This window comes from Aquimarina sediminis (genome assembly GCF_002895435.1).
GTDB classification, from domain to species: Bacteria; Bacteroidota; Bacteroidia; order Flavobacteriales; family Flavobacteriaceae; genus Aquimarina; species Aquimarina sediminis.
Genome location: NZ_POYJ01000006.1, coordinates 202,921 through 219,380 on the forward strand (window position 1 = coordinate 202,921; position 16,460 = coordinate 219,380).

Below are 16,460 nucleotides of genomic sequence, written 5' to 3' on the forward strand. Positions count from 1 at the left end.
GACTCCAAGGAAAAGTGCCTATACTGCGCGGGCGGCACACCATAGTGCGAGGATAACTTCCCACTATCCGATGGACGATAAAAATGTGTGTGGGTTACATAATAACATTTTCTACTAGTGATCCACTGAAAAAAAGGCTAGACTACAGATTTCTGTAAGGATTTCATTTTGAGGTGTTTTAGTTTTGTTATCGATCTATAACTTAAACAGAATAATAAACTTGATAAAGTGGAATATCTACTTTTATCAGAACAGGACAATAATATAAGAAAAAGTCGTATCAAAATGAATACGACTTTTTCTATTTTCAAAAGCTTATCTATACAAGTTCATTTTCTCCATTTAAAAGTTATTTTCAAAATGAAAAAAAGATGATTGGTGATAATCAAATTGTGTATATGGGATTTCTACTCCTCCTATGGGTATCAAATTCGTAACTGAATCTGCTTTTGCTATATTTATAAGAGAGTCTATTATCATAAATATATCTATATATTTCTGTCGACTCCCTGTAAAATAAGAAGCTCCATTTTCTCCTTTTGGGTTCCAAAACATAAATGAATGTTTCAAAACTGATAAATAGTCCATATAACAATTTTTATCTGTGATATTAAGCTCTGGCATAGATTCCAAACGGGATGCAATAAAATTATCTATGGTTCCATAATTATCGAAATTACTCAAATCTTTAAAATCTTTTTGTACTAAGTCATATAGTACAATACTGATAAGATTTCTATCCGCCAATTCTTGTAACATATTAGAAGGATTACGATAATCACTAAAAATATACATATCTCCATATCCACCTTCCAGATACTCATACTCTTTAATCACCTGTTCGGTATGTTGCCTAATATTCTCTGCATTCGTATTTGCTGGCAAATGCTCTAACAAAAACCTTAGCTTATCATTATGCAATATCCCTTTTTCATTAAATGAATCTGATTTCATTAGTTTCTCTACAGATTTGGTTTTGTTCCCGTCTGCTATAACATCATCCCGATCTTCTGAACATGCAAAAAAACTAATCATTACTGCCAAAATCACAATACTATATAGTGTGTTTTTCATAATTTCATTATTTTGATTTATTTAATATTAATTATATAGCTTTTCCTGCAGATGCACCTGCACCCGTTATTATGGCTACAGCACTAGCTGTTGGCAATCCTCCTAAACCAGGGTTAGGAATAGCAGTAGCACCTCCACTACTAATCACAGAACTAACTCCCCCAGTAACGGCTCCTATACAATCTGCTAAAAAAACTCTTCCCCAACCTGGCCAGATATTAGCTTTTGCATAAATTTGAGAAGTATCTCCACTAAATTCTGCCAGTTTATTCATCCCCCCACGTTCTTTAGGATACCAGAAATAAGTTGAATGAACAGCTATATCGATCATCATACCAAAGTATATCTGATCATCTTTTGATAAATCAGAAACATTCTCTTGATAATGACTTAGAAAAGCTTCTTGCAATTCAGCTACATTTTCGGTACCGTTTAAAGAAATAAACTCATTATAAAATTGTACTGTTTTTTGGGCTAATCTGGCACTATATCCTATTTTTTTTAAATGGTCTATAGACATATTATCCACAACTCGCATGCTTTCTATATCAAAGTCAACATTCTTAATAAATTCTTCATATTCAAAATTATTTGCTATGGCAAACTCTTCGGTATGCTCTTTAAGTATTCTTTTTATTTCCTTAACGATACTAGCTTCATCATTTTGATCAATTGACCAATTTGTCAATATAATATCCAAAAGTTCATTGTGTTTTTTTCCTTCTTCCAAATTCTGATAACCCAAATCTAATTCTGAAATCTTTTCTACAACCGTAGTTGTTTGAATTTCAGCTCCTTCTATTTTTTCTTCCTCTTTTGAACAAGAAAGTAGTAATAGAAATACTAGAGCTACCATAATTCCTGTTATTTTATTTTTCATTTTAAGAATAGTTTTAATTTTTACCTACTCATACGCTTTTCGGTTTCCGCGATACTAATTTGTTGTGAATAGTAATCAAAGGGGGGATCAACCCCAAGCAATTGCTTATTTATTAGGAGGAGAGAATATCTTTTAAAAAGTTACCCAAGAAATTCAAAAAAAATAAAATCCTCACTGTAGAACACAAGGCAGTAGATAACAAAACACTTGGCTCCAACTTCTTGGAACAAAAAAGGGCAAATCAAAAAGATCATAATAAAAAGACAGAAATAACATTCTAAACAAGAAGTCTATATATGAGGTAAAACTTTATAAGACAAACCTTTTACCGATAAAAACCATGATTTTCAAACTAAATTATGCAAAAACAATAAATTTCATGTAAATTTATATATTCAGTTGGCTTACAACGAATAAAAGCCTGCAAATCAACCTCTTTATATTGGCTATTATGAAAAAACTATACATATTAATAGCTGTTTTTTATGTCATTAATTTAACAGCACAAGAGCCCCCAAGTTCTCCCAAGGTTATGAAATCGTTTGTGATTCTTAATTATAAGGAAGTGTACAAATGGGAAGGGTTTACCAGAAATAATGTACTTGTATTTGGAGTAACAAAAACCAAAGAAGATGCTAAAACTATTATTGATGATTTCAATACAAGAAACTGGCATACCAATTACAGGATTCTTCATTTTAATATTGTAAAAGACACCGTAAAGCACAAAGGGTACGAGGATTATTTTACTGTTTTTAATGAGCGATTCCCAAAAGGGTATTACCTGCTTTCTATCAAAGAGCACTTAGCTACAGAAATTTATGAAAAAGAAGGATTATTTGCAGCTATCGAGTATTATCGCAAAGCTAAGGAGATCCCATATCTAGCTTCAAAAAATCATCTGGAAAATCTATTATACAATTTATCACAATATCGGATTGACTTTACTTTCAACAAAGAAGTCGAAGGGCATTAATGCTAATATATAGTATCTATTTATATTACAATTACTAATTAAAAAAACTCGCAGATTAAGATAACCAGCGAGTCTTTTCTATCTAATGAATCCTTAATATATCTAAGGATACGTAATTAAACACTATATTTTACCTTTCTAGAAGTATCTTCTACATATTTCGTCTATACTGCCCCCCCACTTCAAATAACGAAGCTGTAATTTGACCTAAGGAGCATTTCTTACAAACTTCCATCAAGGCTTCAAATATATTTTGATTATTGATTGCTTTCTTTTGCAAATCTTTTAATAACTCTTCAGTATCATCAGCATTTCCTTTATGAAGCGCATTCAGCATCGTAATTTGATATTGCTTTTCTTCTTCGGTAGCACGAATCACTTCTCCTGGTGTTACTGTTGGCGAGCCTTTAGAGCTTAAGAAAGTGTTTACACCAATAATAGGAAACTCTCCTGTATGCTTTAGTGTCTCATAATACAAACTCTCTTCTTGTATTTTGCTACGTTGGTACATGGTCTCCATAGCTCCCAATACTCCACCACGCTCTGTTATTCTATCAAACTCTGTTAGTACAGCATCTTCAACCAGATCAGTCAATTCTTCTATGATAAAAGATCCTTGTATCGGGTTCTCGTTTTTAGCAAGACCCAATTCTTTATTAATTATTAATTGTATCGCCATGGCTCTACGCACAGATTCTTCTGTTGGTGTAGTAATAGCCTCATCATATGCATTAGTATGCAACGAATTACAGTTGTCATAAATAGCATACAATGCTTGTAATGTTGTACGGATATCATTAAAATCAATCTCTTGGGCGTGTAATGATCGACCAGAAGTTTGTATATGATACTTTAACATCTGAGCTCTAGGATTAGCTCCATATTTATGTTTCAGTGCTTTTGCCCATATTTTACGAGCTACACGACCTATAACAGCATATTCTGGATCGATACCATTAGAGAAAAAGAAAGAAAGATTTGGTCCAAATTTATTGATATCCATTCCTCGGCTTAGGTAATACTCTACATAAGTAAAGCCATTTGCCAAGGTTAGTGCCAATTGAGTAATTGGATTTGCTCCTGCCTCTGCAATATGATACCCAGAAATAGATACCGAATAGAAGTTACGCACCTGCTTATCAATAAAATATTCTTGTACATCTCCCATTAATCGAAGTGCAAATTCGGTAGAAAAAATACAGGTATTTTGTGCCTGATCTTCTTTTAAGATATCTGCTTGCACCGTACCACGAACTGTACTTAAGGTTTTAACTTTAATATCTGCATACACCTCTTCTGGCAATACCTGATCCCCAGTTACACCAAGAAGCATTAATCCTAATCCATCATTACCTTCGGGAAGATCACCTTGATATTTTGGTCGTTCTACTCCTTTATCTTCGTATATTTTTTTGATTTTGGCTTCGACCTCGGCTTCAAGGTTATTTTCTTTGATATATTTCTCACAGTTTTGATCTATTGCCGCATTCATAAAGAACCCTAACAACATCGGAGCCGGACCATTAATGGTCATACTTACCGAAGTCATTGCATGTGTTAAATCAAATCCTGAATATAATTTTTTTGCATCATCAAGACAACAAATAGACACCCCTGCATTACCAATTTTACCATAAATATCTGGTCGATGATCAGGGTCATTTCCATACAGTGTTACCGAGTCAAAAGCGGTAGAAAGTCGCTTAGCTGGCATGCCTAAACTTACATAATGAAAACGACGGTTAGTACGCTCAGGACCACCTTCTCCTGCAAACATACGTGTTGGATCTTCTCCGGTACGTTTAAATGGATACAGCCCCGATGCATACGGAAACTCTCCCGGAACATTTTCTTGTAAACACCATCTCAAGATATCTCCCCATGCCTGATATTTTGGTAAAGCAACCTTTGGTATATCAGAGTGTGATAAGGATTTTGTATGTGTTTCTATTTTTATTTCTTTATCTCGTACTTTAAACGAGTAAATAGGATCTTTATATTTCTGAACTTTTTCTTGCCAGCTAGTAATGACTTCCCAGTTATAAGGATCTAGGTTAAGTTTTACTCTATCAAATTCTGCCAAAAGTAGTTTTAAGAAAGCTGTATTTTCTCCTGATTGTGCATTTTTAAAACTTTCATCATCAATACCACTCTTTGACAAGTCCAGATTTGTATCTGCTACACTACAAATTGTTTTATAGATCCCATATAGTTTTTGAGCTACTTCTGCCTGAGTGGTAGCTGTTTTGTCATATGCTCTATTGTTTTCTGAAATTTCTGACAAGTATCTGGTTCTACTTGGTGGTATTACAAATATCTTTTCAGACATTTCTTTAGAAATATGAAAATCAGATTTTAGAGTAGCTCCTGTTTTTTCTACAATTTTATCCATGATTGCCTTGTAGAGCGTATTCATCCCCGGGTCATTAAACTGGGATGCGATAGTACCATATACAGGCAATTGGTCTTGAGGAGTATCCCACAATTGATGATTACGCATATATTGTTTTTTTACGTCGCGTAATGCATCCAGTGATCCTCGTTTATCAAACTTATTGATTGCTACCAGATCTGCAAAGTCTAACATATCAATTTTTTCTAACTGTGTTGCTGCTCCAAATTCTGGGGTCATCACATATAGAGAGGTATCACTATGTTCGAGAATTTCGGTATCAGATTGACCAATTCCTGAGGTTTCGAGTATGATTAAATCAAATTCTGCCGCCTTAAGTACTTCAATCGCTTCTGCAACATATTTTGACAATGCCAAATTAGACTGACGCGTTGCCAGAGAGCGCATATATACTCGAGGGGAGTTAATAGAATTCATTCTGATTCTATCTCCTAATAAAGCACCTCCGGTTTTACGTTTAGAAGGATCTACAGAGATAAGTCCTATTGTTTTTTGAGGAAAATCAATTAAAAATCGACGAACCAATTCGTCTACCAAAGATGATTTTCCGGCACCTCCTGTTCCTGTTATTCCCAGTACAGGAGTTTTTGAAGTTTTATTTTTTTCATGAATTTGGTCCAACGCATTTTTCGCTACTTCCGGAAAATTCTCTGCTGCAGAAATAACTCTTGCTATAGCTCCAATTTCTTTTTTTGCCAGTTTATTTGCTTCTCCATTTAAGGTGTCTCCTACAGGAAAATCTGATCTTTCTACCAAATCATTTATCATTCCTTGTAAACCTAGTTCGCGTCCATCATCAGGAGAATAGATTCTAGTAATCCCATAATCCATTAAATCCTGTATCTCTTCCGGAAGGATCACTCCTCCTCCTCCTCCAAATATTTTAATATGCGTTGCTCCTTTTTCTTTAAGCAAATCATACATATACTTAAAATATTCATTATGTCCTCCTTGATAAGAGGTCATTGCAATCGCATTGGCATCTTCTTGTATAGCACAATTCACAACCTCTTCGACACTTCGGTCGTGCCCCAGATGTATAACTTCTACTCCTGTAGACTGTATAATACGTCTCATTATATTGATTGCCGCATCATGACCATCAAATAGTGAAGCTGCTGTAACTATTCTTACTTTATTCTTGGGTGTATAGGGTGCAATTTGTTCCATTGACAATAAAAAGTGATTTTAACGCTGCTAATTTACGAAATATGCATCAAAAACGATTATTTTTTTAGAATTATCTAATTTTTTCAACACTTCGGATGTTTTCTTTATTTATAGTTCAAATTTAGCACTAATTATGCAGGTATTTTTAAAAATTATGCATTGATCGGCACATTAGATTCCTAATCAGCTAAAACAAGAGTGTTTACCTTATATTAATGTAAATTATTTTTCAAATAATTTACATTAATAGTATGTTTGTTATGTTCATAAACACATGCTAAAATGAAAAAAACAACATTACTAATTAATTGCCCCGACAAAAAAGGAATTATTGCAACCGTTACCAATTTCATATTAGCAAAAAAGGGGAACACCACATACATCGAACAACATGTTGATCATGAACTAAAAGAGTTTTTTATGAGGTTGGAGTGTGAATTTGATCAGGATGAAGAAAAGCTCGCTTTGTTTAAAGAATCGTTCAACGAATACATAGCACAAAATCACAATATGCATTGGGAAATGTATAATGCCGAAAAGAAGCCAAAAATGGCTCTTTTTGTTTCTAAGTATGATCATTGTCTGTATGATATTTTGGGAAGACACGCCTCTGGGGAGTTAAAAGTAAAAATCCCTATTATCATAAGTAATCATGAAGATCTTAGACCTATAGCCGATGCCTTTAATATCCCATTCGAGTATATTCCTGTTACCAAAACCACAAAACAACAAGCCGAAGCTGAGCAAATAGCATTACTAAAAAGGCTAAAAGTTGACTTTATTGTTTTGGCAAGGTATATGCAGATTCTTTCTCCCAATTTTGTAAATCAATTTCAACACAAAATTATAAATATTCATCACTCCTTTTTACCTGCCTTTCCGGGAGCAAAACCTTATCACTCTGCATATGAGAGAGGTGTTAAGATTATTGGAGCAACGAGTCATTATGTTACTTCAGATCTCGATGAAGGTCCTATCATCGAGCAAGAAGTTGTGAGGGTTTCTCATATTCATAATGTACAGGATTTTATACTAAAAGGGCGTGATCTTGAAAAAATAGTACTATCACGTGCTATCAAACACCATATTGAAAGAAAAGTATTAGTGTATAGCAATAAAACTGTGATATTTTCATAATGAAAATACATCTCCCGTAGTAGCAAACCGATATCCTTCTTGTTCTAGATCAGTTCTTCCTTTGTAATGCTTCTGAAGTACTGGATTAGAATGATTGAAATGTATAAAAATTACTTTAGACTTCACCAACTCAGATTCGTTTTTAAACAAATCGATGGTTTCTTCTATAAAAGGATGAGGGACTTCTGCCATTGGTCTAGGTATTTCTCCTTCTTTAAAAAAAGTAGCATCAATAAAAGCATAATCTACCTTTTTAACCTCATCAACAATGTTTTTTTCCCATAGAGACCATTTATTGATATCAGGAATAAACAATGCCTTTTTATTCCTCCCGGTAATTCTATATCCTACGGTTTCTGAATACTCATCTCGATGAGGAACCAAAAATGGTTCAACATGTAAAGCGCTAGTTATTGTCATTACAGAATCTACCTGCATAGTCCTAATATCAATATTGCGCAAAGAAACCAATTGAGACCATGGTCCATTTTTTTCCAAAAAAGATTGCATTCTGGGCATTGCATACACTGGTATTTCTTTTGCCCCCATTGCCTCTCTTCCAAAGTACATTAAACCCGTATAATGCCCAATATGCGCATGGGTTAAAAATACACCATCAATAATGATATTATTCTGTAAATGCTTATGATCTAGAAACGCCAATTGATCTGGCATATCTGGCGTAGCCTCGAATATGAATTTTTTATTATTTTCTTTATCTATTAAACCCAATGATGTTACCATTTCTTTTTTAAACTTACCTTCTTCAACTTTTGTATACTCATCTGTATTATTGATATGAGGAAAACCACCATCCTGTGCAATTCCTAATACTGTAATATATTGATCAAACTCATTTTGAAGAATAGATTCGCTTTTTATCGATACTTTTTCATTTTTACAGGAAATAATTAAAATAGATAGTATTAAAAAAATTACATTTGTTTTCATCTGTTTAATATTTATTGTTTTTAAAAGATCAGATGAAATTTGCCAATACCCATTTGTTAATCTAGACTTTATTAATAGTGGCTTATTTCATATTTGTTCTAAATTATAATCTCAAATCTAATAAGAAATCATGAAACAAATTTTTGTTATTCTTTCCGTATTTTTATTATCTGGCTGCGCAGAGCTTCAACAAGTAGTTAATAACCTTCCTCAAACGACCACCGGTGGTTTTGGCATAAGTAACATAGATATCGCTAATGGACTTAGAGAAGCCTTAGATAATGGTATAGATAAAGAGGTAACAAAACTCACCCAAAAAGATGGTTTTTATAGAAACGAACTGGTTAAAATCCTTTTACCACAAGAATTGCAAAAGGTGGACAAAACCTTAAGAGATATTGGTCTAGGAAAACTGGCTGATGAAGGGTTAAAAGTACTTAACCGTGCTGCAGAAGATGCTGTAAAAGAAGCAACTCCTATTTTTGTAAATGCTGTTAAACAAATTACTTTTAATGACGCCAAACAAATACTTTTGGGTAATGATGATGCCGCTACCAGATACCTTAGAGGTAAAACAAATAGTCAATTATATCAAAAATTTAATCCGGTAATTAGTAAATCTTTTTCTAAGGTAGGTGCAGATAAAATATGGTCTAGCATTATTACAAAGTACAACGCAATTCCGCTTACCAAGAACGTAAACCCTGATCTTACAGATTATGTAACGGGTGAAGCTCTTAAAGGCGTATATACTATGATTGCAGTAGAAGAAAAAGATATTAGAACCAAACTAAACTCTAGAACAACAGACTTATTAAGAAGGGTTTTTGCTTTACAAGATTAAGGCAAAACCATAACAAATAATGCTTTTAATCGGTAAAAATAAGCATTTCATCGATTTGATTAATTTTTACCGATTAAACATACTCTTTCCTTATTTTCTTATCAAAGTCTCATTTAAAAATACTTTTGTTTATAAATACTGCAACAGTTTGCCTGTAACATTTTAACCATCCTCAAAACAAACAGTTACAAAAAGGGCTATAAAGAGGTGTAAGAATATTTTCTAGTACTAGAATACTATAGTTTTGCGCCCCAAATCAAAAGTCCCTTTAATGAACAATTTTATTAAACTTAGTATAGCTGTAGCTATTTTTATGTGCGCAGGATTTATGACAGCGCAAGAAAGAACGATAACCGGGCAGGTTCTAGACCCAGGAGGGGTACCTCTTCCCGGAACAAACATTCTTGTAAAAAACACAAGTAATGGTGTACAAACAGATTTTGATGGAAAATACTCAATCCAAGCTAACTCTGGTGATATACTAACCTTTTCGTATATCGGTTTTACTGCCACAGAAATTCTAGTCGGAGAATCAGATACCATAAATATCACTCTCAAGGATGATATGGAGAGTCTGGATCAAGTAGTTATTATAGGATATGGATCTGCTTCTAAAAAAGAAGTCACTTCCAGTATTGCCAACATAAGAGCTAATGATATAGAAGATATTAATACACCTAGTGTTCAATCGTTGATCACTAGTAAAGTTACAGGAATACAAGTAACCCAGATCTCTGGTAGAGTAGAATCCGGAATTAAGGTTAGAATCAGAGGTGTATCGACAATAGGTGCTTCTCAAGAACCGCTATACGTTCTAGACGGAGTACCCTTAATTAATGATGATGAATCTATTAACAACTCTCCTATAAATCCTATTATTGGATTAAATCCCAACGATATAGAATCTATAGATTTCCTTAAAGATGCTTCATCTGCTGCAATATATGGAGCAAGGGGAACTAATGGAGTTATCATTATTACCACCAAAAAAGGTAACAAAGGAAAACCAAAGGTAATGCTCAACACCTCTACCGGGTGGAATTTTGCAACCAACCGTAGAAAGTTTCTTGATGCAAATCAATATGTAGAGTTATATACCGAAGCTGCTCTAAATAGTGGTATCCCATTAAACGAAATCGAATCTAGATTTGATCAACTATCACTTGGAAGAGACTGGAGAAATGGCAATATAAATACCGACTGGCAAGATCTTGCCCTTGTAGATGGTATATCTCAAAACATCAACCTATCGGCATCGGGTGGTAGTGATAACACTCAATATTACCTTTCTACCTCCTACAATAAAACAGGAGGAATCATATTAGGTAATGAATTAGACAGATATACGCTTAGAGGAAAAATAGATACTAATGTTACCGAAAAATCAAAAGTAGGCGTAAACATAAATTTATCAAAAGTAACTATAGATCGATTATCAAACGACAATGCTTTTAACTCTCCTCTCCAAGCCATAAGTCAATCACCATTAACTCCAGCTTTATTAGAGGATGGTACTGCAAATGTCGATGGTAACTCCACCTTATTTCAGAACTTTTTAGGACAGGAACAAACAGGAAGATACGTTACTGATATTTGGAGAACAACAGCCAATATCTATGGTGATTTTTACCTAAATGACGCACTAAGATGGAAGTCCGAAATAGGTTATGATGCTAATAACCAAAATGCGGAGCAATTTTCTGGTAGCTTAACAGAGTTTGGTTCTGTTGGAGGGCTTGGTATCGCAAGTACTGCTATATCAGAAAGGTACATTTTAACTAATTATTTAACCTACAAGAAAAATTTTGGCAATGTAGTAGACTTTTCGACTACGGTTGGGGGAAGTTTTGAAGAGACAAACCGTAAAAGTCAATTTACAACAGGACAAGGGTTTCCTTCTGATGATTTACAAACCATAGATAATGCTATTCTAGTAACAAATGGAGGTTCTAACAAAACTAAGTATAACTTCTTATCCTATTTTGCTCGATCTCGATTTAATATAGCCGATAAGTATTTGATAAATCTAAGTATTCGTCGTGATGGATCTTCTAGATTTGGTGAAGACGCTCAGTTTGGTTGGTTCCCTGCTGCATCTGCTGCCTGGATCGTAACAAATGAGAATTTTATAAATAGTAGCTTTTTACTTTCTAGACTAAAACTTAGAGGAAGCTGGGGTATTACTGGTAATGCCGAAATTGGAGATTTTGCTAGTAAAGATCTTTATGGAGTAACAACCTACAACCAAAGACTTGGGGTATCACCTGTGCAATTAGGAGATAGAGAATTGCACTGGGAAAGAACTACTCAGTATGATATTGGTGCTGACTTTTCTTTATTTAATCACTTCATCACGGGTAACTTTGATTACTACAACAAGACTACTGATGACCTTCTTTTTAATCAACCACTACCAGGTACCTCTGGATTTACTTCGGTAATTAGAAATGTTGGAGAAATAGTAAATACAGGATATGAAGTAAGTTTAAATGCTCGATTTTTCTCAAAACCATCTTTCAGATGGAATACATCTGTACTTTTTTCTAAAAATAAAAACGAAGTTACTGATTTACCTAGTGGAGATATTATTGATGATATTAATATCATAAGAAAAGGAGCTCCTATCTCTTCGTTTTATCTATATGAATATGCAGGTGTAGATCCAACCAATGGAGATGCCTTATTCTATACCAATACGGTAAATGAAGACAAATCATTAGACAAGACTGTGACGAATAATACTGCCAATGCTAATAAAATTGTGGCAGGAAACCCTTTTCCAGATTATCAAGTTGGTCTTACTAATACCATAACAGCCAAAAACTTTGATTTTCAGTTTACGTTCCAAGGTGAGTTTGGAGCTTCAATATTTAATCAGGCAGGAAAATTCTTTTCTGGTAATGCTAAGTTTTTTGAAAACCAAACCGTAGATCAACTAGATAGATGGCAGAACCCTGGAGATATCACCGATGTTCCGCAAGCTAGACTTAATCAAGTAAATGGGCAGCAAGATTCTACTCGTTATTTAGAAGAAGCTGATTTTATAAGATTGAGAAACATCACTCTTGGATACACCATAAACCCAGGATATTCTAAAAGGTTTTATCTAGAAAAAGTAAGATTTTACTTTAGTGGATTTAATCTTTTAACCTTTACGGATTATGAAGGATATGACCCTGAATCTACAGCAGATTTTAATGGAAACTCAGGTCTTAGAACCGGAGTCTCTTTTTATTCTGCCCCACCAATGAAGTCGTATACCTTAGGTGTAAATATTGAATTCTAAAACCTGATTTGCATTTTTTAATGAATTCATTTCATAATATCAAAGTAAAAAACATGAAAACACAAACATATATTTCGATCATACTATTCCTTTCTCTTATTATGGTCAGTTGTGAAAACAAACTAGATACAGACCCCTATCAATCCCTTACCAGTGAAGGTGCTCTTGATACTCCTGAGAAGATATCTAATATCCTTATAGGAACATATGCTCAAGCAAGCCAAGCTTCAAATTATGGAGGGCAGATAAATATTATCTCTGAATTATTAGCTAATGACCAAGAACTTAAATGGAATGGAACATTTACTGATCCCGATGAATTTTACAATAAGACAATAAGTACTACTAATGTATTTGTTGAGGATTTTTGGTTGAATGGATATAAAATCAGTAACCAAGCCAACATTGTACTTGATAATCTAGATATTTTTGATAATCTTTATCAAAGAAACACTGTAGAGGGAGAAGCCAAGTTTTTAAGAGCTGTCATCTACTTTGATTTAGTTCGCTTCTTTGCCAAACACAATAATGATGGCGTAAATAGAGAAGAACTAGGTATTCCTATCGTTAAAACCTCTTTTACTCAATTTGAAGACATTTCATTTCCATCTAGAAATACAATCCAGGAGGTTTATGATTTTATCATCACTGACCTAGAAGATGCTATTATTCTATTACCTCAGACAAATGGTGTGTTTGCATCTTCTACAGCTGCCAAAGCTTTGCTGGCAAGAATACAACTACAAATAGGTAATTATGAAGAAGCCAGAGATCTTTCTAATGAAGTCATACAATCAGGAATGTTTTCATTAGCACAAACTATCGATGATGTCTACAATAATGAAGATAACTCTACAGAAGATATTTTTGCCTGGCAAGTAACCAATTCTGATGGCAATAATAGTATGACAACCTTTTGGGCTACAAGTAGGTTTGGCGGAAGACCAGGAAATCCAGATATATCAATCGAAAATCCATTTTTTCAAATTTTTGATGATTTTAATGATGCAAGAGGCAATTTCTTTTACATAGATCGAGAAACGGGATCTGGTATTGCTACCTATAAATGGATATCGGGTATTGCTAATATTCCATTTTTAAGACTATCAGAAATAGTATTGATTAGAGCAGAAAGTAATTATAGGCTAGGAACTTCAATAGGCTCAGCTCCTTTGGATGACCTCAATGCAATTCGTCAACGATCTAATGCTGGTACGCTAACAGAGGTAACGCCAAATGATCTTATTTTAGAAAGGTTACGAGAATTATCATTTGAAGGGCATAAACTACATGATTTTAAAAGATTAGAAATATCAATAGGATCAATACCTTTTGATGATAACAGATTAGTACTTCCAATTCCTCAGAGAGAAATTAATGTAAACCCTAATCTTAAGCAAAATGATGGGTACTAAACTTATCATAACATAGATTACACTAAAAAAGGGTAGCATAAAATGCTACCCTTTTTTAGTTCACAAACGACCATGCTTTAGATCTAGTTTACAGCACAATACCTGTCATTTTTTTAATATCCTATTACAATAAGCTTAACTCATCCTTAAGAAACCCACCTGATATTATCCCTTAACTTTGCATTATAAATGATAAGAGAATAAAAATGTTTGGCTGGTTAAAGCATAAGACTGAATTAGAGAAATTACAGTATAATTACTGTAAATTAATGAAGAGTGCGTATAAATTAGCACTTAAAGATAAAAGCAAAAGTGATCAACTTCATAAGGAAGCTAATGAAATATTGATTCAGATAAAAAGAATAGAAGGGCAATCAACCTGATAGAAGGTGTTGCCTACAAATAAACATCAGGAATGTAATGTTCTAAAATATCTAAAAGCACCCACCAAACGAGAACCATACCAGGAAAAATATTCTCCATCAACCAGAATAACATTTGTATTAGTAATCTCTCTTTTTGCTTCATCAATATGTTTTTCCGAAAAAGGATATGGTTCTGATGAGAGCATAACAATATCCAAACCTCTAATCGTTTTTAGTTCTTCTTTAGAAATCTCAGGGTAACGTTTTTTATCACCAAAAACATTTATAAAACCATTTTCTTTTAGCATATAATCGACAAATGTGCCCTTTCCTGCCACCATCCAGGGGTCTTTCCAAATAAAATATGCTACTCTTTTTTGAGGCATATTACGAACAAAATCATCGAATGACTTTTTTTCAAATAGGATTTTAGATATAAGAGCGCCTGCTTCATCTCTTTTGTCAAAAATCTCTCCATATTGTCTAATCATTTCTAATGCCTCGGATATCGTAGAAACATCAGAAACATGAACAGGATAATCGTTTTGCAACTGCTCTACTATCTCTTTGGTATTCTCTTCTTTGTTACAAAGAATAATATCGGGGTTTATTTTTTTGATCTTTTCATAATTAACTTTCTTTGTCCCCCCAACAATAACTTTTTGGCTTCTTATATTTTCCGGATGTACGCAAAACTTAGTTACCCCTACAATACAGTTGGACAAACCTAATGAAACCAACAGTTCGGTCTGCGAAGGCACCAAAGAAATAACACGTCTTACTGGCAATGAAAGTGATATTTTTCTATGCATCTGGTCGGTATACATCATAGGCAAAATAGTTATGGTTCTAAAAACTATCCTAAATCTTTGTAAACACTTAAAAATTAAGATATTAAAGCTAGGAATTTAGGTGATAATTTCTTATATTAGAGAAATTTTTAATTAAATCTTGGGGCTATGAATTCAACATTACTAGACTTTGCCATTTATGGCATAATAGCATTTTTTATTATTTTTATTGCATACGGACTTTATGGATATGCAAGACAAGTTTTTAACGCCAATAGACGTTAATTCTATCCTTTTGGAGGAACAAGAATAGTATACTATTCTTGTTCCTTTTTTTATTTTCTTTCTATCAATATTTTAGCCATTTGATTTTGTAATTCTAAAGCTTTATTAGCAGCAGCCTTTGCAAAATCAACTCCATCTGAAGCATATATAATTCCTCTTGAAGAATTAATCAGTAGTCCCACTTGGTCATTTAGTCCATATCTACATACATCTTGTAAATTACCACCCTGAGCTCCCACCCCAGGAACCAATAAGAAGCTATCTGGTACTATTGTTCTTATATCAGATAAATACTCTGCTTTGGTGGCTCCTACTACATACATTAAATTTTCAGAATTCTGATATGTTTTAGAAGTCTCTAATACATGTTTGTACAGTTCTTTCCTATCTATTTCTTTGGTCTGAAAATCAAAAGCACCCTGATTAGAAGTTAGTGCAAGAAGTATTGTATGCTTATTTTTGAATGCTAAAAATGGCTCTACAGAATCCTTACCCATATAAGGAGCAATAGTAACCGAGTCAAATTCTAAATCTTCAAAAAATGCTTTGGCATACATAGTACTTGTATTACCTATATCTCCACGTTTGGCATCTGCTATGGTAAAAACTTCTGGATAATTATTATTTAGGTATTTGATGGTTTTCTCAAGAGACTTCCACCCTTTAATCCCATATGCCTCATAAAATGCAGTATTGGGTTTATACCCTACAGCCAAATGATGTGTCGCATCGATAATTGCTTTATTAAACTCAAAAATTGGATCTTCCAGGTCTACTAAATGTTTCGGAATCTTATCTAAATCCACATCCAAACCAATACATAAAAACGATTGTTTTTTAGTTATTTGTGTTACTAGTTCCTGAGTTGTCATA

General features: G+C 33.6%; 12 protein-coding genes. 6 read left to right on the plus strand and 6 right to left on the minus strand.

Annotated elements, in window-relative coordinates:
* Positions 1-342 precede the first annotated feature (342 nt).
* Entirely contained in the window at positions 343-1,074 is a 732-nt protein-coding gene (locus C1X07_RS14840; RefSeq protein WP_103070816.1) for a hypothetical protein, read from the minus strand.
* Positions 1,075-1,105: 31 nt separating this feature from the next.
* Complete coding sequence (locus C1X07_RS14845; protein ID WP_103070817.1) at positions 1,106-1,954, minus strand: hypothetical protein; 849 nt, start codon at positions 1,952-1,954, stop codon at positions 1,106-1,108.
* Positions 1,955-2,405: 451 nt separating this feature from the next.
* On the opposite strand from C1X07_RS14845, the gene C1X07_RS14850 reads away from it, so the two are divergent.
* Positions 2,406-2,930 (plus strand): hypothetical protein, encoded by a 525-nt coding sequence (locus tag C1X07_RS14850; RefSeq protein ID WP_103070818.1) that lies wholly within the window; start codon positions 2,406-2,408, stop codon positions 2,928-2,930.
* A 151-nt stretch (positions 2,931-3,081) separates the two neighbouring features.
* Here C1X07_RS14850 and C1X07_RS14855 read toward each other — a convergent pair whose 3' ends face one another.
* Positions 3,082-6,513 (minus strand): methylmalonyl-CoA mutase family protein, encoded by a 3,432-nt coding sequence (locus tag C1X07_RS14855; RefSeq protein WP_103070819.1) that lies wholly within the window; start codon positions 6,511-6,513, stop codon positions 3,082-3,084.
* A gap of 282 nt (positions 6,514-6,795) precedes the next feature.
* On the opposite strand from C1X07_RS14855, the gene purU reads away from it, so the two are divergent.
* Positions 6,796-7,650, plus strand: a complete 855-nt coding sequence (purU, locus tag C1X07_RS14860) for a formyltetrahydrofolate deformylase (RefSeq protein WP_103070820.1) — start codon at positions 6,796-6,798, stop codon at positions 7,648-7,650.
* Here purU and C1X07_RS14865 read toward each other — a convergent pair.
* Complete coding sequence (locus C1X07_RS14865) at positions 7,645-8,601, minus strand: MBL fold metallo-hydrolase (RefSeq protein ID WP_103070821.1); 957 nt, start codon at positions 8,599-8,601, stop codon at positions 7,645-7,647. The genes purU and C1X07_RS14865 overlap by 6 nt on opposite strands.
* 130 nt (positions 8,602-8,731) lie before the next feature.
* Between C1X07_RS14865 and C1X07_RS14870 the strand changes: the two genes are divergently transcribed.
* The 4 genes from C1X07_RS14870 to C1X07_RS14885 all read left to right on the plus strand — a co-directional run bounded on the left by C1X07_RS14870 (position 8,732) and on the right by C1X07_RS14885 (position 14,529).
* Positions 8,732-9,445, plus strand: coding sequence for a DUF4197 domain-containing protein (locus C1X07_RS14870; protein ID WP_103070822.1), 714 nt, complete (start codon positions 8,732-8,734; stop codon positions 9,443-9,445).
* 271 nt (positions 9,446-9,716) lie between these two features.
* Positions 9,717-12,731 carry a SusC/RagA family TonB-linked outer membrane protein gene (locus C1X07_RS14875; protein ID WP_103070823.1) on the plus strand — a complete coding sequence of 1,005 codons (3,015 nt, stop codon included), beginning with the start codon at positions 9,717-9,719 and terminating at the stop codon, positions 12,729-12,731.
* A 53-nt stretch (positions 12,732-12,784) separates the two neighbouring features.
* The gene (locus C1X07_RS14880; RefSeq protein WP_164914170.1) at positions 12,785-14,146 is read left to right on the plus strand and encodes a RagB/SusD family nutrient uptake outer membrane protein; all 1,362 of its coding nucleotides are present in this window, start codon (positions 12,785-12,787) and stop codon (positions 14,144-14,146) included.
* 206 nt (positions 14,147-14,352) lie between these two features.
* A complete protein-coding gene (locus C1X07_RS14885; protein ID WP_103070825.1) occupies positions 14,353-14,529 on the plus strand; it encodes a Lacal_2735 family protein in 177 nt (58 codons plus the stop codon).
* Positions 14,530-14,555: 26 nt separating this feature from the next.
* Here C1X07_RS14885 and C1X07_RS14890 read toward each other — a convergent pair whose 3' ends face one another.
* Together C1X07_RS14890 and pyrF are read right to left on the minus strand one after the other, a co-directional pair.
* Positions 14,556-15,341 carry an ABC transporter substrate-binding protein gene (locus C1X07_RS14890; protein WP_103070826.1) on the minus strand — a complete coding sequence of 262 codons (786 nt, stop codon included), beginning with the start codon at positions 15,339-15,341 and terminating at the stop codon, positions 14,556-14,558.
* Positions 15,342-15,637: 296 nt separating this feature from the next.
* Positions 15,638-16,459 (minus strand): orotidine-5'-phosphate decarboxylase, encoded by an 822-nt coding sequence (pyrF, locus tag C1X07_RS14895; RefSeq protein ID WP_103070827.1) that lies wholly within the window; start codon positions 16,457-16,459, stop codon positions 15,638-15,640.
* Position 16,460 lies beyond the last annotated feature (1 nt).

Bases quoted from the DNA above. Each gene is read 5' to 3' on its own strand.
- C1X07_RS14840 (WP_103070816.1), bottom strand. From the start codon at position 1,074: ATGAAAAACACACTATATAGTATTGTGATTTTGGCAGTAATGATTAGT.
- C1X07_RS14845 (WP_103070817.1), bottom strand. From the start codon at position 1,954: ATGAAAAATAAAATAACAGGAATTATGGTAGCTCTAGTATTTCTATTA.
- C1X07_RS14850 (WP_103070818.1), top strand. From the start codon at position 2,406: ATGAAAAAACTATACATATTAATAGCTGTTTTTTATGTCATTAATTTA.
- C1X07_RS14855 (WP_103070819.1), bottom strand. From the start codon at position 6,513: ATGGAACAAATTGCACCCTATACACCCAAGAATAAAGTAAGAATAGTT.
- purU (WP_103070820.1), top strand. From the start codon at position 6,796: ATGAAAAAAACAACATTACTAATTAATTGCCCCGACAAAAAAGGAATT.
- C1X07_RS14865 (WP_103070821.1), bottom strand. From the start codon at position 8,601: ATGAAAACAAATGTAATTTTTTTAATACTATCTATTTTAATTATTTCC.
- C1X07_RS14870 (WP_103070822.1), top strand. From the start codon at position 8,732: ATGAAACAAATTTTTGTTATTCTTTCCGTATTTTTATTATCTGGCTGC.
- C1X07_RS14875 (WP_103070823.1), top strand. From the start codon at position 9,717: ATGAACAATTTTATTAAACTTAGTATAGCTGTAGCTATTTTTATGTGC.
- C1X07_RS14880 (WP_164914170.1), top strand. From the start codon at position 12,785: ATGAAAACACAAACATATATTTCGATCATACTATTCCTTTCTCTTATT.
- C1X07_RS14885 (WP_103070825.1), top strand. From the start codon at position 14,353: ATGTTTGGCTGGTTAAAGCATAAGACTGAATTAGAGAAATTACAGTAT.
- C1X07_RS14890 (WP_103070826.1), bottom strand. From the start codon at position 15,341: ATGATGTATACCGACCAGATGCATAGAAAAATATCACTTTCATTGCCA.
- pyrF (WP_103070827.1), bottom strand. From the start codon at position 16,459: ATGACAACTCAGGAACTAGTAACACAAATAACTAAAAAACAATCGTTT.